Below are 23,897 nucleotides of genomic sequence, written 5' to 3'. Positions count from 1 at the left end.
ATGAATAGTATCGATATTTTAGCAATTTGTATGATCGTAACGTCACTCGCGGTATTCGGACTTAGAAATTTAAAGCTTTCGATCGGAATTTACGCGATTCAGACGCTACTTTTGGTAAGCATATTTTTTATGCTGTATTCTAACTTCAATGCGCCGCAGCTTAGAATTTGGGCGATAGTGGCGTTTTTTACGAAGGTTATTTTCGTGCCAGGAATTTTATTTTGGCTAGTTAAAAAGCTGGATGTGATCAGCGAGGATGAGCCGGTAGGCGGCTTTTTCGTAAGCCCCGTTATTGCGATGGGATTTTCGCTAGCAATTGCGATGACAATCAATCCGATCTTGCTTAAATTCTCTCTTATTCAAGAAAGAATCGTTCTAATAGCGGCAGTAACCGTATTTATGATGGGAATTTTCGGCTTCATGCTAAGAAATTCTTTCATCAAGCAAATTCTAGCCTACTGCCTCTTTGAAAACGGCATCCACCTAAGCCTTGCGCTTATGGCTTACAACTCTCACGAGCTAGTCGAGCTTGGAATTTTAACCGACGCGATCTTTGCGGTTATTATTATGAGCGTTTTGGCAGTTAGATTTTACAAAGCTTATGACGGGCTTGATACGTCTAAAGCTTCGAATTTAAGGGGTTAATGATGAATAGTTTAGCTTTTATATTAATTTTTCCGTTGCTCGGAGCGCTGATATTATTCTTATGCCCTAAGAATTTCAAGCTCCTAAGCTCGCTACACGTTTTGATTTCTGCAGTTACATCCGCAGGGCTACTCTGTAACGTAGGCAAGCTTATCAGCGGCAACTTCGAGGCTTTTTACGCATACGATAAATTTCTATTCCTAGATAGCCTAGGTTGCGTATTTTTAGTGCTAATCGCCGTAACGGGCTTTTTGGTAAATTTATACTCCACCACCTATATGAAATGGGAGATACAGGGCGGTCATCTGGATCTTAGCGATCTTAGAAAATACTACGCGCTCTGCCACGTTTTCGTTTTTACGATGACGCTTAGCGTTATCTGCAACAACGTCGCGTTTATGTGGGCTGCAGTAGAGGCCACTACGTTAGCATCGGTATTTTTGGTCGCTATTCATAAAGACAAAAAATCTACCGAGAGCGGTTACAAATATATCGTCATCTGCTCGATCGGCTTAGCATTCGCGCTTTATGCTACCGTTTTACTATATGCGGCTACATTCAAAATCACGGGCGACGGCGAGGCTTCGATGCTTTGGACTAGCATTATGGATCACGCCAAAGGCTTAAACAAAGATGCTGCTAAGCTTATCTTTATATTCGCTCTAATCGGCTTTGGAACCAAAGCAGGACTTGCTCCTACTCACACTTGGCTTCCTGACGTTCACGCAGAAGGTCCGGCTCCTATTTCAGCACTACTTTCGGGTGTGCTTTTAAAATGTGCGATGCTAGCGATATTTAGATATTACGCGGTAAGCGCCGAAGCGGTAGGGCCAGACTTCGTTAAGCACGTGATGCTGATCTCGGGCACGATCACGCTATTTATAGCAGGAATTTTCCTCGTTCGCCAACACGACGTAAAAAGGATGTTTGCTTACCACTCGGTCGTTCATATGGGTGTTATTGCATTTGCGCTAGGTATCGGCGGATATTTCGGCTTGCTTGCCGCGATCTTTCACTGCTTAGCTCACAGCTTTACCAAGGCTCTTGCATTCTGCTCTACCGGTAATATCGCTAGAATTTACGGTCACAAAGATATGACTAGAATGGGCGGCATGGTAAAAATCGCTCCGCTTACTACGATAATGTTTGGTGCTGCGGTTTGCTCGCTCGTAGGCGTTCCTGCGTTTGCGATCTTTGTAAGCGAATTTAACGTTTTCAAAGGCGCGATAGCCAGCGGTCAATACATAGCCGTAGCATTATTTGCGATCGCGCTCGTAATTATTTTCATCGCGGACTTCGCACACTTTAATCTAGCGAGCTTCGGTACACCTAAAGGTGAAGTGGTTTATGCTAAAGAGATGAGCTTGTTTGAAAATTTACCGCTAATCTTGCTTTGCGCTTTAGTGATAATTTTCGGCGTATGGCACGTAGGTGATTTTTGGATGCTCGTCGAAAACGGCGTTAGAATAATGATGAGAGGTTAAAAATGAGAGGCGATAAATTTATAGAAATTTTAAAGACCAAAGTCAAGGTCTTAGAAGTTACCCGCCAAGCCGAGGATCAAATCACCGTTTTAGTGGATAGAAATGATCTGCCGCTTGCGGTTAAGACGCTATATTATGACATCGGCGGTTTTATCAGCACGATGATCCCTAACGATGAGCGCGAGCTAAACGGAAATTTCGCACTTTACTATGCGATATCTATGGAAGGTGGCAAGATGACCGAAGCGGAGGATTTTGCCGCAGAGGATAAATGCTTCATCACCGTTAGGACGCTAATTCCCGGATCGGATCCTACATTCCCGTCAGTTACTCCTTTAGTGCCTGCTTGCGTATGGTACGAAAGAGAAGCCTTCGATATGTTCGGTTTAATCGCTGAGGGCTTGCCTGATAAACGCCGTTTAGTGCTAAGCGACGATTGGCCGGATGGACTTCATCCGCTTCGCAAAGACGCGATGGACTATCGCTATAGACCCGATCCTGTAGATCATAAAGACGAGCCCAATGCAGAGTTTTTATTTCCTAGCGGCGACGGCGTAGTAGATGTTCCACTTGGACCTCTTCACGTAACGAGCGATGAGCCGGGACACTTTAGACTATTTTGCGACGGCGATGAGATTATCGATGCGGACTATCGCTTATTTTATCAACACCGCGGTATGGAGAAACTAGCTGAAAACCGAATGAATTATGATCAGATGGGCTATTTAGCAGAGCGCGTCTGCGGAATTTGCGGCTACGCTCACGCGATTGCGTGTATTGAAGCAGCAGAGAAAGCTATCAAGCTTGAAATTCCGCTTCGTGCGCAAGCTATCCGCGTCATCTGCCTTGAGATCGAGCGCCTTCACAGCCATCTTTTAAATATCGGTCTAGCCTGCGAGGTAACGGGCAACTACAACGCCTTTATGCATATCTTTAGGGTGCGCGAGTATTCTATGGAGCTAGCTCAGCTCGTAACCGGCGGCCGCAAGACTTACGGCAATGTAATTATGGGCGGACTTCGCCGTGATATGACCGATAATGAAATTCGCAAGAGCATCGAGATCATCAATAAACTTGATGTTCAAATTTCTGAAATTTGGGACGCCGTTATGGAGGATAAACGCCAAATCGGTCGCTGGAAAGGTGTGGGCGTATTAGATCGCAAAGTGGCGCGTGATTTTAGCCCGGTAGGTCCGAATATGAGAGCTTCCGGTTTTAAACGCGACAACCGCTACGATCACCCTTATGATTTCTTCAACAAGATAGAATTCGAAGTAGCCGTAGAGCACGGTGGCGATGTATTCAGTCGCGAAGTCGTAAGATATAAAGAGCTCAAACAATCGATCCACATCATCAGGCAGTGCTTGCATCAAATGCCGCAAACTCCGATAATGATCGATCCACAGACTATGATCAGACCGGAAAACTACGCTTTAGGTCACGACGAAGCACCGCGCGGCGAAAATGTCCACTGGATCATGCAAGGAAACGCTCAGAAGGTTTACCGCTGGAGATGTCGCGCCGCTACGTATAACAACTGGCCGAGCTTGCGATTTCAATTCCGCGGAAATAACATCTCCGATGCGGCGCTAATCGTATGCTCGATGGATCCGTGCTACTCATGCACCGAGCGCGTAACTTTAGTCGATATTAATAGCGGAAAGAGTAAAATTCTAACCGAAAAAGACCTTAAGAAATTTTGCCAAGACGGCAAGGTTAGCAAAAAGGATTTAAGATGATGAAATTATTCGACATTACCGAAAAATATGGTAAGGCGACCTATGCTTATCCGTTTGAGCCATACATCGTGCCCGAGAATTTTCGCGGGCAGCCTGAATACACCTATGAGCTTTGCATAGGCTGTGCCGCGTGCGGTATCGCCTGCCCATCTAATGCAATCGAGCTTAAGATGAACGAAGCTCAAACCAAACTTATTTGGGAATTTGACTGCGGGCGCTGCATATTTTGCGGGCGCTGCGACGAAGTATGCCCTACGGGAGCAGTAAGGCTAGGCAATAGCTTTGAGCTAGCGGTAAAATTTGATAAAAGCGCACTTATCCAACACGGCGAGCTTGAGATGGAGAAATGCAGCTGCTGCGGCAAGCCGATGACCCCAAAAAGGCTCATCAATTACACGCTAGAAAAGCTAAGTACGGCAAATTTGCTTCCAGGCAGATTAGAAGAAGCTAAAAAGTACCTCTATATCTGTCCTGAATGCAAAAAAGCTCAAGCGGTCGAAAGAGTGACCAAAGGTATAGAGGAGGCAATAAAATGAGTTTGTATCAAGTCCCCGAAAATATTAAAAACGCAAACGATCTAACCGCAAAATTGGAGCTTTTGAAAAATATCAAACGAAGCTTCAGCGTTTATCGTATCGACTGCGGAAGTTGCAATGGCTGTGAAATCGAAATTTTTGCTTCTATCACGCCGATGTGGGATCCGGAGCGCTTCGGATTTAAACTCGTAGCCAACCCTCGCCACGCAGATATCTTAGTCTGCACCGGTCCGGTTACTCGACAGATGTATTATCCGCTGCTCCGCGCTTATGAGGCTGCACCTGATCCAAAGATCGTAGTAGCTCTTGGGGCCTGCGGAAGTACTGGCGGAATTTTTCATGACGCATATAGCGTATGGAGTGGTATCGATAAGATTGTACCGGTAGATGTTTATATCCCCGGCTGCCCTCCGCATCCTGCTAGCATCATCTATGGTCTTGGCATGGCGCTTGGCATCATCGATCAAAAGCTTCAAAAGAAGAGCTACGAGCAAGATAGTACTCTTCCGCCACCGGTTAAGAGTTCAGTTATCGGCGATATTTTATTCGAGCGCGATCTGCAAGCTGAAGCTAAGAGGCTGATGAGCTATATTTTCGGAAGGGTTTTATTTGCAAAATATATGGATGCGATCAAAACCTCATCTGACGTTCACGATCCAAAAGCTTCTCGCGAGGCTCTACTTAACGCTATCCACACCGAAGAGGATCCTAGATACGCGGAGTGCATGGCACTATTGCACAATGACGTATATCTAAAATACGCCCGCGCTGCGGAGGAATTTAAAATCGATCCGCAAAAAGAGGTCTGGAGCAAACGATGATTGAGGTTTTTAAGCTTACAAAGCGGCATATGGACGAAAATGAAAATTTACCCAAAGAGCTAAAGGATATCAAGGTTTTTTCCACCTGCGTCGGTCACGGCGTAGGTACGATAGATTTTAGCGAAAAGGTACTTGAGATAGACGATGAAGAATTTAAACGCATCATCGAGAACTCGGGCGACTACGTTAAATTTAAGATCGGTAACCTAAGCAAGTATTTCGAGATTGAAATTTTTGCCGAGCACGCAGCTAAGCTAATCCCTCAGCTTTGCGAATGTGAGCTTAAAGATCTGCTAAAAAATATGCGCGAAGGATACTTCGTGCTAAGGAAGGATTTTTGATGCGAAAGGCGTTGCTTTGTATCGGCAATCCCCTTCGCGGCGACGATGACGTGGGCAATGAAACAGGGCGAATAGTCGAGGCGAACTTAAAGGACTGGCGCGTTTTTTATGGGCAGGATGTGCCCGAAAACGAATTTGCGGCCCTTAGGGAATTCGCCCCTGAAATTCTGATCGTAGTAGATGCGATGAGCGGCTTTGATGAGGATAAGATAGAATTTTTCGACCTCAGCAATGATCGCGACTACATATACTCGACGCATAACCTGCCTACGCCGGTGCTTCTAAGCTATCTGCGCAAAATTTGCCCAAAGACGTTGTTTTTGGGCATTAGCGTACTGCTCGATAACGTCCTTGATTTTAAAGAAGGACTGAGCGAGAGCGCAAAAAAAAGCGCGCAAAAAGCTTATGAGCGTATCTTAGAAATTGATTCAAATTTAAATGAGGAGGAGTAAATGTTAAATCCTGCAGAAACCGCGCAAGCGGTATCTAGTTCGATGCAACACAAGGCGCATACCCCGCTAATTAGCATAATTTTTCTAGCTATAATGGCGGGCGCTGCAATCGCTATGGGCGATATTTTCTGGGCTCACTCGACCGTCGGAATGGCTGAAAAGCAATCTATTGGCTTATCGAATTTCATCGGCGGTATTACCTTTAGCTGCGGTCTGATGATGGTGGTTTTTTACGGTGGGCATCTATTTACCAGCTCGGTTTTAACGGGCGTACCTGCTGCCGACGGCAAATTACCGCTAGGTAAAACTATCGGATATTGGGCTATCGTTTGGTGCTTTAACTTTGTAGGTGGCGCGTTAATCGCGTATATGTATTATTACTCAGGACTTCCGCTTAAATATGATGGCTACATCTTGCAGCACTTCATTCCTGCAGCAGCAGGCAAAATAAACGCACCTTTTCATGAGCTATTCATCCGCGGAATTTTTTGTAACGTGTTTGTATGTATGTCTATCTGGACTGCGACCAGTGAGAGTAATCTATCAGGCAAATTCTTTGCAATTATGTGGATGATCGGCGCATTCGTAGCTTGCTCGATGGAACACTGCGTGGCAAATATGTTTATCCTAACTGAAGGTATCATCGCTAAAGGCCACTACCTTGCGGCTGCAGGTGGTGATGTAAATGCTCTTGCAAGCTCGCTTCACGGTGTAACGGCAGCTCAAATAGATTCAATAAACTGGGGAAATTTCATCGTTAAAAATATGATCCCAGTTACGCTAGGTAACATCTGCGGCGGTCTATTTTTCGTAGGCTTGGTCGGATTTATGGTAAATAAATACGATATGAAAAAGAAAGACTAATCTATCGCGCTTCAGCACGATATAAACAAAATACGGCGCGGCACTTTGCCGCGCATTTTTAGTTTCTTAAATTTTAAAAATTCCGATGCGTAAAATTTCATTTGATCCAAAATTTTAGACGAAATCCTAAGCGAAATTCGGGATGAAATTCTAAAACCAAGCTCTTGATAAAAATTTTACGCTGTAAATCTAGGCGAAATCCTGCGCCGTAACTTTAGACAAAATTTCGCGCTTAAGCCGTAACGTAAGCCGTATAAATGCTTTAAAAACTCTAGCCCGAGCCTAAACACAGTAGCTAAGCAATCTGTCGTAGTCTAGGATCAAAAACTCGTGCTGACTGATTTTTTGAATTACGTTATCTTTTACAAGCTCGTTAAACGCGGTACTCGCGCTTTGACGCTTGAGCCCTACGAAGGATGAAAGCACCTTTAGCGAAAAGGGCAAAAAGACGTATTTGTAGCCATTTTGATGAAAATTCTGCTCGTTTGCAAGCTCGATCAAAAAGCTCGCGATGCGCCCTTTTGCATTTTCAAAAAGTATAGAGCGTGTGATTTTGCGCTGCAGCAGAATTATCTCTGTTAAAATTTTTATATACGCCTCGCAAAAGCTGCGATTTGCCAAGATCTCCCCAAGTCCGCTCGCATCGATCGTATAAATCTCGCTGTCCTCTAAAAACTCAAGCGCGCAAATTTCATTAAGAATAGTGATATTGTCCTTATTTAGGTAGTTGATGATGAATTCCTCGCCGTCTTCAAAAAACGAAAGCTTCGCCTGTCCACTTTTAAAAATAAAAACTTTAGGCGCCTCGCTATAAAAAACATAGCCTTTTTTGATGACTTGGTGCTCGAACATTGCAAGCTCCTCGTCGCTAAGCGTGGCGATAGCCTCGGTTTGCAGTAGTCCCAGCCGCGATTTTTCCATATAACCTCCAAAAGCTAAGAATTATACAATGAAATATTTAGACAAAGATAAAGCTGCGCGGATTAAATTTACCATCCGCACTATGGCTGCGCATCTGGGTCGCCTAAGCTAATAAATTTTATAGCTTTTAAAATTCTAAATTTTACCCGCGCTTTGCATCGCGTAAAATTTCAAAAATTAATTGAGCTTTACGTGGCAATATTATAGCCAAAACCCGCGGCGCGAATTTACAATTCTACCTCTAAATAAAATTTCATATCATTTTATTGAAATTTTATTTAGCAAGGATATAATAATGCATATTAAAAATAAGCGGCATTTGCTCGCGACGATACCGCAAGAGAGGGAGCCTTATGCAAAAGTTAAATTTTAAAGATAACGTCTCCGAAACGCTGCTGATCAACGTCTATATGCGCCACTTGGATTTCAAAGACAAGGATCCGATTCTAAACGATCCCTTTTCAAGCGCCGTCGTAGAGCAGATCGATTATGATTTTGCAAAATTCGACGACGCGCGCCTTAGCAAAACGGGCACGGTGATCCGCGCGAAATTTTTTGACGACGAGACGCTGCGGCTAGCTAAAGAATTTGATCGCCCTATCATCGTGCAGCTCGGCGCCGGGCTCGACACCCGCCCGCTTAGGCTCCAGAGCGCCCTACCGAGCGCCCTATTTTACGACCTCGATCTGCCCGACGTCATCGCCGTGCGCGACGCACTACTGCCCAAAGCAAAGAATAACTTCAGTCTGCCCTACTCGATGCTGGATCCCTCGTGGATGGACGAGCTAGTCGCAAAGCACGGCAGCGCGGGCTACATCTTCATCTTAGAGGGCGTGAGTATGTATTTTGAGAAAGAGGAATTTAAGAAATTTTTTATCGCGCTTGCACAAAAATTCCGCGGCTACGTGCTGAGCGACTTCATGAGCGATTTTTCGGTAAAGAAATTCGATAGCAAGCGCCACGACGCGATGAAACATATGCAAAACGCACCCTTTAAAATGGGCATCGGCGGCGGCGCGGAGGTGCAGGGCTGGGATAGCGCGCATATCAGATTCGTCAGGGAGGCCGCGATGCTAAAAATGTATAAAAGCCACTGGAGCCTCAAAGGGCGCCTATTTAGCCTGATTCCCGCCTTTTGCAATGCGTGCAAGATGTTCGTTTTCAAAATCGGCGGTGATGAATAATAAGGCTTAAAATTTCAGTTGATTGCTTTGCAAATTTCGACAGCTAAGGCGCGAATTCTAAGCTGCTTATCTGGCAGGCTGGCATGCAGAGCAAACGGCACATACCGCTTTGCTTAATGCTTGAGTAAAATTATAAAAACGCTTTAAAATTTCGCTTAAATTTCTCTCGATTTATAGGAATTTAAGAGTTTTTAAAATATATTTTCGCATCTTAAATTCACGGAAAAGATCATGCAAAATTTTCTCGACAAACTCACCGCCACAATTGACGCGATCAACTCCTTTTTGTGGGGCCCATACTTTCTAATCGCCCTACTTTGCGGCACCGGCGCATATTTTACGGCGCGCTTGCATTTAGTGCAAATTTTTAAATTTAAAATGGGTGCGCGCAAGCTTTTCGGCAACTTCTCCCTGCACGGCGAGGCTGCGGGTAAAAGCGGCATGAGCTCGTTCCAAGCCGTCGCTACGGCGATCGCGGCGCAGGTAGGCACCGGCAACCTAGTAGGCGCCAGCACCGCGTTAGTTATGGGCGGACCGGGCGCGATATTTTGGATGTGGTGCGCGGCGTTTTTGGGCATGGCGACGAATTTCGCCGAGATCTGCCTGGCTCAAATTTACCGCACCAAGGACGACAGCGGGCATATGATCGGAGGGCCTGCGTTTTACATCAGTCGCGGACTCAAAAGCCCCCTTGCCAAGCCTTTAGCGGCATTTTTTGCGCTAGCTATCATCTTTGCTTTGGGCTTCATGGGTAATATGGTGCAGGCAAACTCCATTTCAGATGGCTTTAGCAGTGCATTCGGGATTCCGAAGTGGGTGAGCGGCGCAGCATTGGCGCTCATCTGCTGCGTCATCTTTTTCGGGGGCGTCAAAGCGATCGCACGCGTAGCCGAAAAGGTTGTGCCACTAATGGCGATCTGCTACGTTCTCGTCGGTCTCGTCATCATCGGCTCAAATTTCGATAAAATTCCATCCGTCATCGCGCTGATATTCAAAGCCGCGTTTGATCCATCCGCTGCCTGGGGCGGCGCTACGGGCGCTACGATCGCCACTGCGATGAGATACGGCATCGCGCGCGGACTCTTTTCAAACGAAGCGGGCATGGGCTCGACGCCGCACGCACACGCCGCAGCGAACGTCAAACACCCCGTAGATCAAGCCGTGCTCGGCATAATGGGCGTTTTCGTCGATACCTTCATCGTACTTAACATCACCGTTTTCGTCGTACTCAGCACTGACGTAGTTACCTTCGAAAACGGCAAGGCGGTATTTTCGGGCATCTCGCTGGTGCAAGAAGCCTTCGCATCGCAAATTTTGGGTCGCAGCGGCGGCTACGGCTTTGTGGCGATCTGCCTGTTTTTCTTCGCATTTACCACGATTTTGGGCTGGTATTACTTCGCCGAGATCAACGTGCGATACCTCCTGGGCGCAAAATTCGTCAAGCTCTTGCAAATTTTGGTCGTCGCATTCGTATTCATAGGAAGCGTGCAAAAGATCGACCTAGTCTGGGGGCTAGCGGATATGTTTAACGGACTGATGGTGATCCCCAACTTAATCGCGATCATCCTGCTTAGCCCCGTCGTAGTGCGGCTTTTGAGCGACTTTAACGACGGCAAAAGCTACGACGCAAACGACTACAAATAACGCCGCGCGCTAAATTTCAAGCCCGCGCTTGGAATTTAGCGCAAAATTGCTGTAAAATTTAGAATTTTAAAATTCTTTTCGAGCTAAAATCCGTGCCTAAATTTTATGATTTAAGGAGAACGCATGCAAAATTTTAAGGAGCGAAAAATGCCCATTTTAAAGGCATTGCTGACCGGACAACCGCGCGCTTACGGCGACGAGCGCGCTACGCAGCCTCTAAAAAGGCGCTGGCAGACGGCGATTTTTAAGCAAGCTAGAGCGGGCGAAGTGCACGCGAACGAGCTTGGGTTCGAGGGTGACGCGGTAGCTGACACGCTGCATCACGGCGGAGAGGAGAAGGCGATTTTTGCCAACTCGCTGCAAAATTACGCCGCGTGGGAGAGGTTTTTGGGGCTTAAAAATCTAGCCTACGGCGCAATGGGCGAAAACCTCACGATCAGCGGACTACACGAGCAAAACGTCTGCATCGGCGATGTGCACCGCATAGGCTCGCTGGTATTGCAAGTAAGCCAGCCGCGCAAGCCTTGCTACAAGCTCTCAATGCGCTGGGGTAACGCGGAGATGACGGCGGAGATCGCGCGCAGCGGACTTACCGGCTGGTACTACCGCGTACTAGAGACCGGCTCGTGCCGCGCAGGCGACGAGATCTACGTCGTGGGACGCGACCCCGCTATGATGAGCGTGATTGAGCTTAACCGTCTATTTTACGGCGACCGCCTCGATGAAGGGTTGCTAGCAAAATTTAACCTACTTACGACACTTACTCCAAAATGGCGCGAGGATATGTGCCGCAAGCTAGAAGGCAGCTACGACGACGGCTTTATGCGACTATGAAATTTAGCCTCGAAGCGGCGTTTTAAAATAGCAAAGTAGCACCGCGCCTTGTTGTTTTAAAACACACTCTTGGTGCGGATTTCAAAATACTTTCTAAGCCGTCGATGCTAAGTTTCAAGACACTTCTTGGCTACTCAATATCGGCTTACAAAAAATACTTTCTTGATGCGAGCTGCAAATTCAGACTAAATTCCAAAGACGAAATTTTAATTTGATCCGCGCTGATCGCGCGCAAATGCGATCTGTTTTCACACTCTGTTTTGCAGTGCGACACAGGCTACAAGCAAAATTAAAGACGCAAATTTAACCGCGCTTAGAATTTAATCTTTTATGAAATCTAAATTTAACCGCACATTCAAAGCCGCAAGCGCCGCTCTTTGTAAATTTTAAAATTTAAAAGCGGTAAATTTAATCCCCTTGCTACGCAGCGAATTTTTTTCCAAAAACCAAAAAGCGAACTATTTTTACTCGCACGACACACTCATCTCACGCATTTAGCGGCACAGCTCTTACGCTGCAAACGAAGCTCCTAAGCTTGTAACACGCGCGCCAAATTAGACATGTCAGATGCTTCGTCAAGCGCCTTTCAAAGCTCATTCATAGCGCTCGCTATAAGTAGAATTTTGCGCGGCGCGGTAACAATTACGACCTTTTAAGAGCGCGCACCGTAGCTCAAAAGCCTATTTTAGCTTTTTAAACTTTCTATAACTTCCCCCGGCGCAAGCAAGCCACCGCTCAAAGACCTACTTCAGCTTTTTTAAACCGCGCGCCGTAAGGCTCAAAGTCTATCTCCGCACTCAATCAACTATCGCAATCCCCGCATCCGCACAGGCTTTTCGCGCTTTTTTAGATATGCCGATGCCGGTCGTTTCGATTTTTTTAAGATTAATGAAGGGCGCAAGCTCGGTGGCATCGATGTTTTTGATGTCAAAAAGATCGTCCTCGCCGTCCCAATCAGGTGCGATTTGTAGATAAATTTCATTTCCACCGTCAAGGTAGAGCTCGCTCACCCGCTCCGCCAAATCTGCAGGGACCGGATAGTCCTTAAACCACTTTTTGGCTTGCGGCAGCGCGCCGAAGTCCGCATACGGATCGATGCCGCGCTCCTCGCAGTACTCAAACACGTCAAATTTAGGCTGTAGCAGGGCTTTTTCATACATCAGCTCGTTCATCACGGCGATTTTGAAATTGAAGTTTTTAAACAGGAGCGTCTCGCCAGCCGCGCGCGGAAGCTTAAATTTATCGCTCGGCCTGCGCTTTACCTTTTTCTCTTTTTGATTGATGCAGACGCGCCCTATCGACATTTTTGCAGCTCGCACGATGTCTGCGATCTCGTCCGTATCGCGCTTAGCGAAGCGCTCGGCGAAGTCCATCGCGCCTATGCGCTCCTGCACGGCATCGGCGAGAGCTAGCGAGACTTCGAATTTACCAAGGCTAAGCTCCAAAAATATATACGCGCCGCGCAGCTCCTGCTCTGGCACGGCCTCAAGCGGCGGTCTGCCCTCTAGCGTGAACGCGCCGCCGTAGAGCTTGCGCGGAACCTCGTGCTGCACGCCCTTTGCGACCTCAAGCATCAAAACTATCTCGGAAAGCTTCGGTTCTGCGAGCTCGTCTGTGCGCACGAAGGCGAAAATCCCCGCCTCATCCCAAAAATAGCGGCTTTTGCCCTCCCCGTCATCGATCACGCGCGACTGACCTAGGGCTTCGTTAAACTTAGCTAGATCAAACTCGCAGTTTACGCCGCCGATGAAAATGCCGTCCGGGCGCATGTCGATGTCAAATTTATCCTTTTTAAAAATATCAAATAGTCCCATTTATCGCTCCTGATTTTGCCTTAAATTTCATCTTAAAATTTTTCCAAAAACCCGTAAAAATCGTCCGCAAAAAGCCTATCCTCGCTCTGCGCATAGTCGCGCACATAGACCTTGTATTCGCACGGCGCGTCGCCTGCTGCGTAGCTCGTTATTTCTTTCGTCGCTCCACCTGCTGCCTCGCTCGTTGTCGTGCCCGCAGCTTTGCACGTCGTTTTAGCATTCATATCGCGCGACGCATCCGGTGATCTCTCCGTGCACGCTTCGTCGCCAGGTGCCCTATTTTCCGCACTATCGGCTACCGTCGCGACCACTGTACCACGCGCTGTCGCGCCCGCAGTTTCGCCGCTCGTGCTCTCCGCCGTCTTGCCGCGCGTCGTGTTTGGCGAGCCATCCGCTATATCGCCTGCGAGCGAAATTTTAAAATAATACTCTTCGTCCTCGAGCTGCAAAAATACGAGCTCGTCCGCGGCGAATAGCCCGTTTTTCAGATTTATCTCATACGTGTAGCAGATGTCGGCGTCGGCATCCTCCGCAAACTCGGGCGGCGCGATCGTTTTTAGCTCCGTCCCCGCCGCGCTGATGCTAGCGTATCTTAGCAGCATCTGCTTGTAGCTCGCAGGAAGCGCAAAACCGAGCGCCGCTGCGCCTGCGCGATCCATGCGGGCTCTATGTCGCTGCGCCCCAAGGCCGTGATATTTTTAGATTTTTGAATAAGTTTTTCTATCATTTTGATCCCGTTTCGAGCGAGAAATTTTAACGCCTTAGCAGCACTAAAACGCGCTGTTTACATAAACCCGCGGGCATTTGCGCGACTTTGAAAATCTAAATTTAAAAGCACGCATAGCTTCAAAATCAAAGCGAGCCGTTTAAAATTTCGAGCAGCCCGCACATAAAATTTCAACCGCAAACGCGAACCGGCAGAGTTCTAGTGATCTAAATTTAGCGCTAGGCCCTAACCAGCGCTATTACTTCGATCTCCACAAGCGCGCCCTTGGGAAGTTTGGCGACCTGCACCGTGCTGCGAGCGGGTTTGTGCGCGCCGAACGCCGCAGCGTATATCTCGTTCACCGCGGCAAAATCGCCCATATCGGCCAGAAAAATCGTAGTTTTGACGGCATCTTGTAGCGTCGCGCCAGCTTCTTTCAGGATCGCGGCGAGGTTTCGCAAAACCTGCCTCGTTTGCGCCTCCACGCCGCCCGCGACGAACTCGCCGTCCGGCTTAAGCGCGATCTGCCCCGAGGTAAAGATGAGTCCGCCCGCCTTGATCGCCTGAGAGTATGGTCCGATGGCCTGCGCCGCATCGGGAGTCGAGATGATCTGCATAGTAAATCCTTTGTGAAAAATTTCGTCCATTTTATCGTAAAATATTTTAGCATTGCTTTAGGCTGCGGAATTTTACGAGTGGGCGGCTAAGATTGTGGGCGCGGCGGTGCGATGAAATTTAACGGTTGCAAATTTCATCAGCGATAGCGGAGCGGAACAGCATACGTGGCGGTGCGGTTAAATTTATCGCGCAAATACAGCGAGCAATATGGTGAGGGGCTAGCGCGAAAAGCGAGCCGTGGCGACGAAACGGCAAAATTTAAAATAGCTGACGGGCGCAAAAAACAGCGCGTGAAAGTGCGGCTAAATTTAATCGATACGAGCTCGGTAAGATAACGTGTGCGACAGCGCGATAAAACGATCTACAAAGTAGTATTTTAAAATTTTGCTGACGTAAGCGTATGAAATTTTATAAGCACCGGCACGATAATGCCGCGTGCTAGGCAATACAACCAAATTCTATCGGTGGCTGGTAATCAAAAAAACGCGCGGACAATATGGAGAAATTTAACCGATACGAATAGGCAAAATTTCATCGGCGACACACAGCTCTAGATCAGTACGATATTAAGCAAGATCGGTGCCGCAGTAGTAAAATCGGCACTATTGCGACAGCTAGATCGGCGTCGTCATAGCGAGATTGGTGCGACACCGCGATAAAATCAGTGCTGCTGCAGTAAGTTCGGTGCGACGCTACGACAATATCTGCGCGCTATTAGCAACAAGATCGGCATTGTCGCAGCACAATCTGTATAGCGCTACGGTGAAATTAAGACCGCAATAATAAAATAGACGCTATCGAGGCGGCAAGATCGGCGCTGTCGCAGCAGCAAAGTCGGCTCCGTCGCAACGCAATAGGTACGAAACTACGATATAATCGACGCTGCAGTAGTAAATTGGCAGTGTCGCAGTAAGCTTGGTGCGACACTGCGGCAAAATCGGCATCGCATCGTAGCTAGATCGGCAAGACGATGCCATAAAATCGACATCGTCGCGGCAGTAAGATCAGCGTCATTGCGGCAAATCGGCGAAGGTTCATAAAATTTTACGCGAAATTTTATACGAAATCCTGTATAAAATTCTATGATTTTGCCTTGAGATCAGCCTGCGATCGGCCCTCAATCGGTCTGTAATCAACTTGCAATCAGTCCGTAAAGTAGCTTTAAAATCGTGGCGGCAACGACGAGCAGAAGCATCTTGCGCACAAATTTCACGTCGCATCTCATCACTAGGCTTGAGCCTGCGAAGCTGCCCGCGATCTGTCCGACCGCCATCACCGCTCCGACGAGCCATAAAATCTGCCCGCCGATGATAAAAACGCCCAAAGAGACGATGTTTGAGGTGAAATTTAAAACCTTCGTGTGTGCGACCGCCTTTTTCATATAAAGCCCTAAAATTCCAACCAGCGCAAACGTCCAAAACGAGCCCGCGCCCGGGCCGAAAAATCCGTCGTAAAAGCCCAAAACAAGCCCAAAAATCGCATAAAAGCTCTTTTTTGACATCTTGGGTTTGGCGGGCGCTTCGCCTAGGTTCGGCGAAAAAATCATATAAAAGAAAAGCGCCAGCAGCAGGATCGGAATGAGGTAGTTTAGGAATTTCGCATCGATTAGGAGCAGGACATAAGCGCCGACGAGCCCGCCTATGAACGTAAAAATCACGCCGCGCAAGATCTCCGCTGCATCGACATAACCCTTGCGGATGAAATTTAAAGCGGCGGTAAAGCTTCCGAAGCTGCCTTGAAATCTATTTGTGGCGATCGCTACATGCGGCGGAACGCCCACGGCAAGCAGCGCAGGCAGCGAGATCAGCCCGCCGCCGCCCGCGATCGAGTCGACAAATCCGCCGAAAAACGCCGCCGTAAAAAGCACCGCGAACTGCCAAAGTTCAAGCTCCATTTTTGTCCTTTTCTCAAATCACACAGGCACACGCTATGAACGCCTGCCAGAATTCCGCGCAATTACGATCGCAAACCGCTCATGCACCGCAAAGTGCATACGAGCGCCTGCTAGAATTCCATGCAATTTTTAAAATTCCACGGAATTATATCGGATTTTGCCGCACGGCTCCTGCTTAAATTTTATGAAATTTACCGCGCGATTGCCGTTTTAGCTCTATGCATTTTATCGCGTCACGCACAAGCTGCAAAATTTCATAAAATTTAAGCAGCACAAGGCTGTGGAATTTTACCCAAATTCTACAAGATAGCCCTATAAATTTCGCGCATCTATCCGTGAAATTTGCAGAAATTTATGAAGTGATCTTTTAGCAAAATTCTATAAAATTTCGGCGCGCCGCACTCAAGGCGTACGGCAAAATCCATAAAGCCGGCCCTACTTATGCAGTAGCAAAACAGCGCAAAATTCCGTCGCACACCCGCACTAAAGCTTCATAAAATTTCATAGCTCGTGTTAGGTAAAATTCCGCCGACTTACTCCGCGGTTTTGTTTAAATTTGCGCCCAGTTCGGGTAAAATTTTATCTATCTCGCCGCTCTGTCCGAGGCGGTACAGCGCGAAGTCGTATTTGATAGGGTCGCTCGGATCGAAGCGCCTTAAGCTTTGCGTAAGCTGCAAAACCGCCTCGAAATCGTAACTCTTGCGATCAATCAGCCCAAGCTTAAGTGAAACTTTATGCGTATGGGTATCGAGCGGGATAAGGAGGCGCGATTTTTCGATCTTTTTATACAGCCCCAGATCGATGTCGCTGTCGCGCACCGCCCAGCGCAGGAAAAGATTGTAGCGCTTGTACGGCGACGCGGGCCTTTGCGCGAAGCCGCGCCCGAAAAAAAACTCATACCCCTGGCTGCGGTAGGGATTTAATCTGTAAATCTTGCCGATTAAAAAATTTATCCCATCCTCGATCCGTCCGCTTTTTTGCATGCCGCGAAACACGCTCTCCTCGATGCTAAGGCTATTTTTAAGCCGCTTTAAAGTTATAAAAATTTCAGCGACGTCGCGCGGGCTTTGAAATCTATACTTTTTGCCTGCAAGCTCCGCCCTAATGCGCTCATCGCTCGCGTCCAAAAGCGAAAAATCAAGCGAGCGGAGGAATTTTAAAATTTGAGCCGCACTCCCGTAAGCAAACAGCGCGCAGATAATCGCTACTACGTCGTTTCGATGTCCCTTTGCGACCTGCAGCGGATCGGGCGCGCCGAAAAGATCCGCGTCGCAATTTTTCAAATCGGCGTAATAATCTAAAATTTGCTTTAAGCTTTTCATTTTGCGTAATAACTCATCGTCGTAGCGCCGAATTTGCGCGATTTAAGTAGCGCGAAATCGCCGATTTTAGGCGGCAGTTCAAGCTCGCTCATATGCTCGATCGCGATTAGCAGCTCGCACTGCACGGAGCCCAGGCGCGCTATCAGCGCCAGCACCCGCTCGTAAATCTCACCAAAGCCCTGCCTGATCGCAAACGGCGGATCCAGATAGACAAACACTCTGTGCGCGGGATTGGTGACGGAATTTTCGCTGGAATTTACGGTATGACTTTCGCTTAAATTTACGGCAGAGCATTCGCCTAAACCGCAGGATAGATTTTCACGGGAGTTGACGCCAGAATTTTTTCTTAAATCATAGACAAAATTTACATTTGAATGTAAATTTTCTCCGTAGCTAGCGTTAAAATTCTCGCCTAAATTTAAGATTTCTTTCTCTTCGCAGCTCGCGCCTAAGCTCGCACCGCGATTTGCGTCAAAATTAGAACTTACGCCGCATTTTGAGCTTAAATTTATGTTGCGATTAGCAGTCTCGGCGTCGCTAGCGTCGTATTTTGAAGCGGAGCTAGCGTCAACCTTTTCGCTAAAGCTCGCAGCGCCCGCAGCTAGCAAATTCATGCAGTATTTTATACTAGTAGCGCCCGCGCAATCGACAATCTGGACGCAATCGCCAAAGCCCTCGCCTGCGCAATCAGCATTTGTGCCGCTTTGCGCGCCATTTTGTGCGCTGTCAGACATACTGCTTCGCGTACCGCATTTAGGCAAATCTTTCACGCCGCTTTGCGTGCCGCTTTCCGCTCCGATGCCTTGCGCGGCGCGGTATCCGTTCTCGCCCTGCTCTACGCTACTAAAGCTTTTGCGACAGCCCTCTTTTTCGCTGCTTAAATTTTCGTAGCAGGCGGCACCGGCAGTGCTGTTTTTGAAATTTTTGCCGCTTAAATTTAACGAATTCCCGCCCGAGCATCCGTTCATATCCGCTTGCAACTCGTGCAAAATTTCGGGTAGTCGCTCGAAGCAATCGCCCAAAATCGCGTTTGCGCCGAATCCGAAAAGCTCGAAATTTTTCCGCATTATCTTATGCGCGGCGACGTCCTTTTCGATCGCATAAACGTTTTTTGCGCCGTTGCTTAGCGCTTCAAGCGCCATCGCGCCGCTACCGCCGAAGCACTCGATAAACGCCGCGCCGCGCAACTCCTCCCGCCAAGTATCGAAAAAGGAGCCCTTTACGATGCTTTTTGTGCTGCGCGTGCTCGAAAGCGCGGGCAGAGCGAGCTTTTTGCCCTTATAGATGCCGCTTGAAATTTGCGTAAAGAGCGCGCCGCCGAGCTTGGAAAATTTAGCCATTTTGCCTTCTTAAAATTTCGATGATTTTTGTCTTGAACTCATCAAATAGCGCGCAAATTTCAACTTCTGCCGCGTCGTATCCACTAAGATCCACCCGTAGCGAGCTTTGAAAATCCTCTAGCCTCGATAACAACATCTGCTTTGAGAACGGTAGCGCCAAATCCCCCTCCTCGCCGATCAAAAATAGCGGTTTTGCCGAGCTTTGCAGCTCATCGCTTATCACAAAATCGCAATCCTGCGCGCTTGCGGCATGGTCCTTCAAAAACAGCTCCAGCGTCCTTTGCAAAATTTCACAGTCGCAATCGATAAAAGCTTTCATCAAAGCCCCTTTTTAAATTTTATCATCTTAAACTTCTCGCCAAACTCCGCGCGCAGGTGATTGAACTGCAAAAGCGCGTTCTGATAGCCCTTCTCGCCGCCTTTTTGCATAAAAAGCTCTAAAAGCTGGACCGCGCCGAAGTCTATCAAAGCCGCGATCTGTCTTTTAAAATCCGCCGTCACGGCGCCCGCGTCCTCAAACGCCGCGCGTAAAATTTCAAAATTTACGTCGTAGGTAAGATCGCTTTTGCCGTAAAAATCGCTCAAGTTTTGCACCTCAAAGAAGCTAAAAACTTCGTGATTTCGGTAAATCCGCAGGCTAAAATCGCCGCTAGAGCCCATCTGTCCGTAATCAAAGGCGATGAAATAAAACCGCTGCGCGCTGGCGCAAATTTCGCGCGCGAAGCGAAAGTATCCGATCGGGATTTCGCCGCGCGAGATGCCGAATCTGCGTGCGAGGGTCAAAATTTCACGTTCTTTTATGGGGACAAATTTTACCGCACCGCTTTCAATAAAAAGCATATTTTCGCCGTCCACCGCCTCGCATTTAAAGGCGTCGAAAAGCTCGTTTGCCACAAAGATCGCATCTTTAAATTTTGCCTCGCGCGCGCTTGTGAAATGCTTTAGCGCGATTTCGTCGCCGAAGCTCTCCGCAAAGCTCGCCCGCTGCAGCTCGCGCAGGCGCTCGTGCGGCTCGATAATCGCAAAGCTAAATTTATCAAGCGCCGCCGTACCGCCCAGCGTAAAGATAGCTTGCGCTATGTCGCAAAGCAGCCGCCCGTCGTGCGAGCCGATCTCTACGATAGCGATTTTAGCGCTATTTTGCGATTTTTCTGCAAGCGCGACATCTAAATTTAGTTTGCCAGGATTAGCTGCAAGATTTTGCCGCGACCTATTTGAGCTCGGCGCCGCGTCTAAGCTTAACTCTTGCGCCGCGCAAAAATCCGCGCTTAGGCGTAAAATTTCGCGCGCGATGCAGATCCCAAAAAAGCTCCCTACGCTTACGGCAGTATAAAAATCGCCGCTCTTGCCGATTTTAGCGGTATTTGCGTAGTAGCTCTCGTTTAGCCAGCCCTCGAAAAAATCGCTAAATTTCACGCCCGCACTATCTCATCCAAGCTCTTGCGTAGGCGCGCAAAGCCCTCTTTGATCTCGGATTTTTTGATATTTAGCGCAGGCAAAAATCTAAGGGTACGCTTGCCGGATTTTAGGATCAAAAGTCCGTTTTGCAGGGCTTTGTTAAAGATCTCGCTCAGATTTTTTTCATCGCGCAGCACGAGACCTTGCATCAAACCGAGCCCCACGCGCTTTTCGATCAGGCTAGGATAGTCTGCGGCGAGCCCGTCCAGTTTTTTGATAAATCTTTTTATAGTCTTATCAAGCTTGCCGCTCGCTTTTAAAAACTGAAGCTGCGAAAGCACCGCAAGCGCCGTAGAGGTCGCCAAAAAGTTACCGCCGAAAGTGCTGCCGTGCTCGCCCGGAGCGAAAATGTTTTGCTGCGCCACGCACGCGCCGATCGGCACGCCGCCCGCAAGACCTTTAGCAAAGGTGATGATGTCGGGGCGGATGCCGTAAATTTGCGACGTCGCAAACTCGCCCGTGCGATATACGCCGCACTGTACCTCGTCGGTGATCAAAAGCAGCTTTTTTTCTTTCAAAACCGCCGCCAGCCTTTGCACGCTAGCCCTATTCAGAGGTTTAATGCCGCCCTCGCCCTGGACTAGCTCGATCATCACGGCGACGCTATTTTCATCAATATGCGCGATGATATCCTCGATATCGTCGAAAAATTTAAACCCGGGCATATAGGGCGCGAAAATTTCCGGATGAAATTTCTCCTGCCCGGTAGCTTGCAATGTCGCTAACGTGCGACCGTGAAAGGAATTTTGTAGAGTTAGAATTTCAAATTTTTTATTAGGGAAATTTACGGTGCCGTATTTGCGCGCCATTTTGATCGCAGCTTCGTTAGCCTCCGCGCCAGAGTTACAAAACACGGCGTAGCTGCGATACCCCAAAAGCTCGCTAATCTTTTGAGCCAGGGCTTCTTGGGGCAAAATTCTATAGATATTTGAGCCGTGGATGATCTGCGCGGCTTGCGTGCCGATCGCTTCCAGCACGATTTCATTTGCGTGCCCCAGGCAGTTTACGCCGATGCCCGCGCCAAAATCCACGTAGTCCTTGCCCGTTTCGTCATAGACTATCGAGCCCTCGCCTCTTACCAGCGCCACGTTTACGCGCGCAAAATTATCCATCAAATAGTTCATTTTTTATACTCCACTTTAGGCAGATGCCAAGATTTGTAATAAGCCACCATGCGAAACGCAACCCCTAAAACCAGCAAAATAAGCACCGAAACTACACCGCTAAGCCCCAATCCATCAAGCACGAAATATATTAAGCCCACGCCCATGCTTATCGTGCCATAAAGCCCCGTATGCAAAAACCACGGCACTTCGTTCAGCAGTACGTCGCGCAAAATACCGCCGCCCACGCCATTGCAAAACGCGATTAACACCACGCCGAAAACGTTGTGATTGTAGCTTAGCGCAACCATCGCTCCCACGATCGAAAAGCTTACGACGTCGATCGCATCGGTTAGAATAAATAAAAATTTACCCTCCAAATCGCGGTTTTCATAAAGCTTGGCAAAAATGGCTACGGCGCTTACCGCAAGCACGATCGTTACAGGCGCATAGTGCGTAAACGAGTAGATTTCGCGGCTTACTAAGGTATCGCGCATGATCCCGCCGCCAAGCGCCGTCAAAAACGCCGCGATAAAGATCCCAAGCCAATCGCAGCCCTTCTTTACGCCGAATAAAAACCCGCTAAGCGCCGCCGAAGCGATGCCTACGCACTCCGTAAACTCTAAAATACTCATATCACAAACCGCTAAAATCCTTTTAAAAACGCATTTTACAACAACTAAATATAAATTTCGGTAAAGCGCGACGAGCGGGAGAAATTTAGGCGCTGCGGTATAAATTTAAAGCGGCGGGTAAAATTTGAGCGCGGCGAATTAAAATTCTACGAGATAGAATTTTTCGAAACAGAATTTCGCTAGGTAAAATTTTATGCGGCAGAATTCTACGCGGATAAAATACGGCGTCGTGATCGGGCGCAAATTTTAGTTTGAAATTTGCAGCACCTGCGCGCTAGAAATAATTTAGCGCCAACGAGACCGGCTTTATATTTGCAGCTAACAACGCATAAATTTTGATTTGAAATTGCGCCCTTGTTTTGGCGCCGTGTTTTGCCGCTATAAAATTTTATGAAATTTTACGACGACCTAGCCCGCGCGGAATTATACGTAAAATTTTAAAATTTAGCGGTCGAATTCTGCGTGGAATTTTACGCCGAGCCGCCGTTAAATTAGCGCAGCCGCTCTTTTAAAATTTCCCAAATACCGGGCATTGCCAGCAGTCCGTTATGCCGCGCAGCGGCTATTTCATAAAATAGATCGCCCTCTTTAAGAGATCCCGCAAGATCGCGACAGTGCTGCACGGGTATCAACTCGTCGGCGCCGCCATGGATGAGCGTGATCTGAGTGCTGCGCGCCGCGTGCAAAAATTCCGCGGTCGGAATCTTATATCGGATCAAAAATTTCGGCACAAAGGGGATTTTTTCGTGCGCAAGCCGCTCGAAGCTAAAATATGGCGCGAGCAAAATCAGCCGCGCCGCATCCCACTTCGCAGCCTGCTGAGCCGCGATGCCGCTTCCGATCGAGTAGCCGATCATCGCGAGCTTACTTGGCGAATGCTGCGCCAAAACGTAACGGCTCATCGCATCCGCGCTCGCCAAAAGCTGCTGCTGCGATGAAATTTTGCCGTCCGATTTACCGTAGCCAGGGTAGTCGAAAATATAAAAATCGTATCCCAAAGCCGCAAAATCCGCGCCGTATGCGCCCCAGCCGCTCACGTCGCCGAAGTTGCCGTGAAAGAACAAAATCGCGCCTTTAGGCTCTGCCGCGCTAAATTTCAGCCCGTTTATAGACCCGCCCCCAAACGGGATATTGATCTCTTGAAATTTTACTGAAGCGGCGTTTGCGTTATTGCCTGCAGCGCCGTTTCCTACGATGTTTTCTACGCCCTGCTCGCCGCTAGTTTGAGCGCTTTTATTTTTGATCTCGCTCGCTGCGCCTCCGTTTTCTTTTACGTCACCCGCCGCCGAAGCGTTTTCGTCCGCGCCGCCGTTTGTAGAGGCGTCATTTTGCGTAGCGGACGCCTGCATATCTAAATGCGCGCCGCTATCGGGCGCGTTCACAACTCCTGCAAATTCGGAATTTTCAAAGCTAAATTTGAAGTTTTTATCTAGCGGCTCGCCCAAAAATATCAGCCGCTCCTGAAAGATATAAAGTCCCGCTAGCACGCAGACATAAACACACGCCGCGATAACGCACAGCCTAAGTAAAACCCTCATCGCC

At 48.1% G+C, this 23,897-nt stretch carries 23 protein-coding genes and 1 pseudogene; 11 read left to right on the top strand and 13 right to left on the bottom strand.

Translation table 11 applies throughout. The features are described from left to right. From hyfE to Q0537_RS00865, 8 genes are read left to right on the top strand one after another with little or no spacing between them, the layout of a single operon-like run. The gene (gene hyfE, locus Q0537_RS00900; protein WP_297879995.1) at positions 1 to 645 is read left to right on the top strand and encodes a hydrogenase 4 membrane subunit; all 645 of its coding nucleotides are present in this window, start codon (positions 1 to 3) and stop codon (positions 643 to 645) included. A 2-nt stretch (positions 646 to 647) separates the two neighbouring features. Next, the gene (locus Q0537_RS00895; protein WP_299224309.1) at positions 648 to 2,129 is read left to right on the top strand and encodes a hydrogenase 4 subunit F; all 1,482 of its coding nucleotides are present in this window, start codon (positions 648 to 650) and stop codon (positions 2,127 to 2,129) included. A 2-nt stretch (positions 2,130 to 2,131) separates the two neighbouring features. After that, positions 2,132 to 3,868 carry a hydrogenase large subunit gene (locus Q0537_RS00890; protein ID WP_005871901.1) on the top strand — a complete coding sequence of 579 codons (1,737 nt, stop codon included), beginning with the start codon at positions 2,132 to 2,134 and terminating at the stop codon, positions 3,866 to 3,868. Then, on the top strand, positions 3,865 to 4,404 hold the full coding sequence (locus tag Q0537_RS00885) for a formate hydrogenlyase complex iron-sulfur subunit (RefSeq protein WP_177386902.1): 540 nt from the start codon (positions 3,865 to 3,867) through the stop codon (positions 4,402 to 4,404). The genes Q0537_RS00890 and Q0537_RS00885 overlap by 4 nt, the downstream gene beginning before the upstream one ends. Next, on the top strand, positions 4,401 to 5,225 hold the full coding sequence (locus tag Q0537_RS00880; RefSeq protein ID WP_297944045.1) for an NADH-quinone oxidoreductase subunit B family protein: 825 nt from the start codon (positions 4,401 to 4,403) through the stop codon (positions 5,223 to 5,225). Before Q0537_RS00885 ends, Q0537_RS00880 begins: the two co-directional genes overlap by 4 nt. After that, the gene (locus Q0537_RS00875; RefSeq protein WP_005871907.1) at positions 5,222 to 5,566 is read left to right on the top strand and encodes a formate hydrogenlyase maturation HycH family protein; all 345 of its coding nucleotides are present in this window, start codon (positions 5,222 to 5,224) and stop codon (positions 5,564 to 5,566) included. Before Q0537_RS00880 ends, Q0537_RS00875 begins: the two co-directional genes overlap by 4 nt. After that, the gene (locus tag Q0537_RS00870) at positions 5,566 to 6,018 is read left to right on the top strand and encodes a hydrogenase 3 maturation endopeptidase HyCI (RefSeq protein ID WP_291936428.1); all 453 of its coding nucleotides are present in this window, start codon (positions 5,566 to 5,568) and stop codon (positions 6,016 to 6,018) included. Before Q0537_RS00875 ends, Q0537_RS00870 begins: the two co-directional genes overlap by 1 nt. After that, a complete protein-coding gene (locus Q0537_RS00865; RefSeq protein WP_005871911.1) occupies positions 6,019 to 6,882 on the top strand; it encodes a formate/nitrite transporter family protein in 864 nt (287 codons plus the stop codon). It abuts the gene before it with no gap. Between the two features lie 282 nt (positions 6,883 to 7,164). On the opposite strand, the gene Q0537_RS00860 is transcribed toward Q0537_RS00865, so the two are convergent. Beyond that, positions 7,165 to 7,803: a Crp/Fnr family transcriptional regulator gene (locus tag Q0537_RS00860; protein WP_005871915.1), complete on the bottom strand. Its 639-nt coding sequence runs from the start codon at positions 7,801 to 7,803 to the stop codon at positions 7,165 to 7,167. A gap of 353 nt (positions 7,804 to 8,156) precedes the next feature. Between Q0537_RS00860 and Q0537_RS00855 the strand changes: the two genes are divergently transcribed. The 3 genes from Q0537_RS00855 (at position 8,157) to Q0537_RS00845 (ending at position 11,465) form a co-directional block, all read left to right on the top strand. Beyond that, positions 8,157 to 8,987 (top strand): class I SAM-dependent methyltransferase, encoded by an 831-nt coding sequence (locus Q0537_RS00855; protein ID WP_299224307.1) that lies wholly within the window; start codon positions 8,157 to 8,159, stop codon positions 8,985 to 8,987. A gap of 231 nt (positions 8,988 to 9,218) precedes the next feature. Further along, entirely contained in the window at positions 9,219 to 10,631 is a 1,413-nt protein-coding gene (locus tag Q0537_RS00850) for a sodium:alanine symporter family protein (protein ID WP_299224305.1), read from the top strand. 147 nt (positions 10,632 to 10,778) lie between these two features. Continuing rightward, entirely contained in the window at positions 10,779 to 11,465 is a 687-nt protein-coding gene (locus Q0537_RS00845; protein ID WP_299224303.1) for an MOSC domain-containing protein, read from the top strand. Between the two features lie 797 nt (positions 11,466 to 12,262). Here the strand turns inward: Q0537_RS00845 and Q0537_RS00840 are convergent. From Q0537_RS00840 to Q0537_RS00785, 12 genes and pseudogenes are all read right to left on the bottom strand, one after another. Continuing rightward, a complete protein-coding gene (locus Q0537_RS00840; protein WP_299224301.1) occupies positions 12,263 to 13,279 on the bottom strand; it encodes a hypothetical protein in 1,017 nt (338 codons plus the stop codon). A 32-nt stretch (positions 13,280 to 13,311) separates the two neighbouring features. Further along, entirely contained in the window at positions 13,312 to 13,938 is a 627-nt protein-coding gene (locus Q0537_RS00835; RefSeq protein ID WP_299224299.1) for a hypothetical protein, read from the bottom strand. A 286-nt stretch (positions 13,939 to 14,224) separates the two neighbouring features. Continuing rightward, a complete protein-coding gene (locus Q0537_RS00830; RefSeq protein WP_299224297.1) occupies positions 14,225 to 14,602 on the bottom strand; it encodes a RidA family protein in 378 nt (125 codons plus the stop codon). Between the two features lie 1,133 nt (positions 14,603 to 15,735). Next, positions 15,736 to 16,497, bottom strand: coding sequence for a TSUP family transporter (locus Q0537_RS00825; RefSeq protein ID WP_299224295.1), 762 nt, complete (start codon positions 16,495 to 16,497; stop codon positions 15,736 to 15,738). 533 nt (positions 16,498 to 17,030) lie between these two features. Continuing rightward, a complete protein-coding gene (locus tag Q0537_RS00820) occupies positions 17,031 to 17,819 on the bottom strand; it encodes a TIGR02757 family protein (RefSeq protein WP_299224293.1) in 789 nt (262 codons plus the stop codon). Beyond that, positions 17,816 to 18,433 (bottom strand): RsmD family RNA methyltransferase, encoded by a 618-nt coding sequence (locus Q0537_RS00815; protein ID WP_299224437.1) that lies wholly within the window; start codon positions 18,431 to 18,433, stop codon positions 17,816 to 17,818. The genes Q0537_RS00820 and Q0537_RS00815 overlap by 4 nt, the downstream gene beginning before the upstream one ends. Before the next feature lie 369 nt (positions 18,434 to 18,802). Next, positions 18,803 to 19,159: pseudogene (locus Q0537_RS00810) on the bottom strand (RsmD family RNA methyltransferase); the annotation flags it as partial. Next, positions 19,152 to 19,478 carry a hypothetical protein gene (locus Q0537_RS00805; protein ID WP_299224291.1) on the bottom strand — a complete coding sequence of 109 codons (327 nt, stop codon included), beginning with the start codon at positions 19,476 to 19,478 and terminating at the stop codon, positions 19,152 to 19,154. The pseudogene Q0537_RS00810 and the gene Q0537_RS00805, both read right to left, overlap by 8 nt. Continuing rightward, positions 19,478 to 20,575, bottom strand: coding sequence for an SAM-dependent methyltransferase (locus Q0537_RS00800; protein WP_299224289.1), 1,098 nt, complete (start codon positions 20,573 to 20,575; stop codon positions 19,478 to 19,480). Before Q0537_RS00800 ends, Q0537_RS00805 begins: the two co-directional genes overlap by 1 nt. Next, a complete protein-coding gene (locus Q0537_RS00795) occupies positions 20,572 to 21,741 on the bottom strand; it encodes an aspartate aminotransferase family protein (protein ID WP_299224287.1) in 1,170 nt (389 codons plus the stop codon). Before Q0537_RS00795 ends, Q0537_RS00800 begins: the two co-directional genes overlap by 4 nt. Beyond that, on the bottom strand, positions 21,738 to 22,355 hold the full coding sequence (locus tag Q0537_RS00790; protein WP_298020489.1) for a TRIC cation channel family protein: 618 nt from the start codon (positions 22,353 to 22,355) through the stop codon (positions 21,738 to 21,740). Before Q0537_RS00790 ends, Q0537_RS00795 begins: the two co-directional genes overlap by 4 nt. 491 nt (positions 22,356 to 22,846) lie before the next feature. Further along, positions 22,847 to 23,893: an alpha/beta fold hydrolase gene (locus Q0537_RS00785; RefSeq protein ID WP_299224285.1), complete on the bottom strand. Its 1,047-nt coding sequence runs from the start codon at positions 23,891 to 23,893 to the stop codon at positions 22,847 to 22,849. Positions 23,894 to 23,897 lie beyond the last annotated feature (4 nt).

This window comes from uncultured Campylobacter sp. (genome assembly GCF_938017775.1).
In the GTDB taxonomy this organism is placed as follows: Bacteria; Campylobacterota; Campylobacteria; order Campylobacterales; family Campylobacteraceae; genus Campylobacter_B.
This window is presented reverse-complemented; position numbering and strand designations above follow the sequence as displayed.

Coding starts and splice junctions, on each gene's coding strand:
- hyfE (WP_297879995.1), top strand. CDS start 1: ATGAATAGTATCGATATTTTAGCAATTTGTATGATCGTAACGTCACTC.
- Q0537_RS00895 (WP_299224309.1), top strand. CDS start 648: ATGAATAGTTTAGCTTTTATATTAATTTTTCCGTTGCTCGGAGCGCTG.
- Q0537_RS00890 (WP_005871901.1), top strand. CDS start 2,132: ATGAGAGGCGATAAATTTATAGAAATTTTAAAGACCAAAGTCAAGGTC.
- Q0537_RS00885 (WP_177386902.1), top strand. CDS start 3,865: ATGATGAAATTATTCGACATTACCGAAAAATATGGTAAGGCGACCTAT.
- Q0537_RS00880 (WP_297944045.1), top strand. CDS start 4,401: ATGAGTTTGTATCAAGTCCCCGAAAATATTAAAAACGCAAACGATCTA.
- Q0537_RS00875 (WP_005871907.1), top strand. CDS start 5,222: ATGATTGAGGTTTTTAAGCTTACAAAGCGGCATATGGACGAAAATGAA.
- Q0537_RS00870 (WP_291936428.1), top strand. CDS start 5,566: ATGCGAAAGGCGTTGCTTTGTATCGGCAATCCCCTTCGCGGCGACGAT.
- Q0537_RS00865 (WP_005871911.1), top strand. CDS start 6,019: ATGTTAAATCCTGCAGAAACCGCGCAAGCGGTATCTAGTTCGATGCAA.
- Q0537_RS00860 (WP_005871915.1), bottom strand. CDS start 7,803: ATGGAAAAATCGCGGCTGGGACTACTGCAAACCGAGGCTATCGCCACG.
- Q0537_RS00855 (WP_299224307.1), top strand. CDS start 8,157: ATGCAAAAGTTAAATTTTAAAGATAACGTCTCCGAAACGCTGCTGATC.
- Q0537_RS00850 (WP_299224305.1), top strand. CDS start 9,219: ATGCAAAATTTTCTCGACAAACTCACCGCCACAATTGACGCGATCAAC.
- Q0537_RS00845 (WP_299224303.1), top strand. CDS start 10,779: ATGCCCATTTTAAAGGCATTGCTGACCGGACAACCGCGCGCTTACGGC.
- Q0537_RS00840 (WP_299224301.1), bottom strand. CDS start 13,279: ATGGGACTATTTGATATTTTTAAAAAGGATAAATTTGACATCGACATG.
- Q0537_RS00835 (WP_299224299.1), bottom strand. CDS start 13,938: ATGGATCGCGCAGGCGCAGCGGCGCTCGGTTTTGCGCTTCCTGCGAGC.
- Q0537_RS00830 (WP_299224297.1), bottom strand. CDS start 14,602: ATGCAGATCATCTCGACTCCCGATGCGGCGCAGGCCATCGGACCATAC.
- Q0537_RS00825 (WP_299224295.1), bottom strand. CDS start 16,497: ATGGAGCTTGAACTTTGGCAGTTCGCGGTGCTTTTTACGGCGGCGTTT.
- Q0537_RS00820 (WP_299224293.1), bottom strand. CDS start 17,819: ATGAAAAGCTTAAAGCAAATTTTAGATTATTACGCCGATTTGAAAAAT.
- Q0537_RS00815 (WP_299224437.1), bottom strand. CDS start 18,433: ATGAATTTGCTAGCTGCGGGCGCTGCGAGCTTTAGCGAAAAGGTTGAC.
- Q0537_RS00805 (WP_299224291.1), bottom strand. CDS start 19,478: ATGAAAGCTTTTATCGATTGCGACTGTGAAATTTTGCAAAGGACGCTG.
- Q0537_RS00795 (WP_299224287.1), bottom strand. CDS start 21,741: ATGAACTATTTGATGGATAATTTTGCGCGCGTAAACGTGGCGCTGGTA.
- Q0537_RS00790 (WP_298020489.1), bottom strand. CDS start 22,355: ATGAGTATTTTAGAGTTTACGGAGTGCGTAGGCATCGCTTCGGCGGCG.
- Q0537_RS00785 (WP_299224285.1), bottom strand. CDS start 23,893: ATGAGGGTTTTACTTAGGCTGTGCGTTATCGCGGCGTGTGTTTATGTC.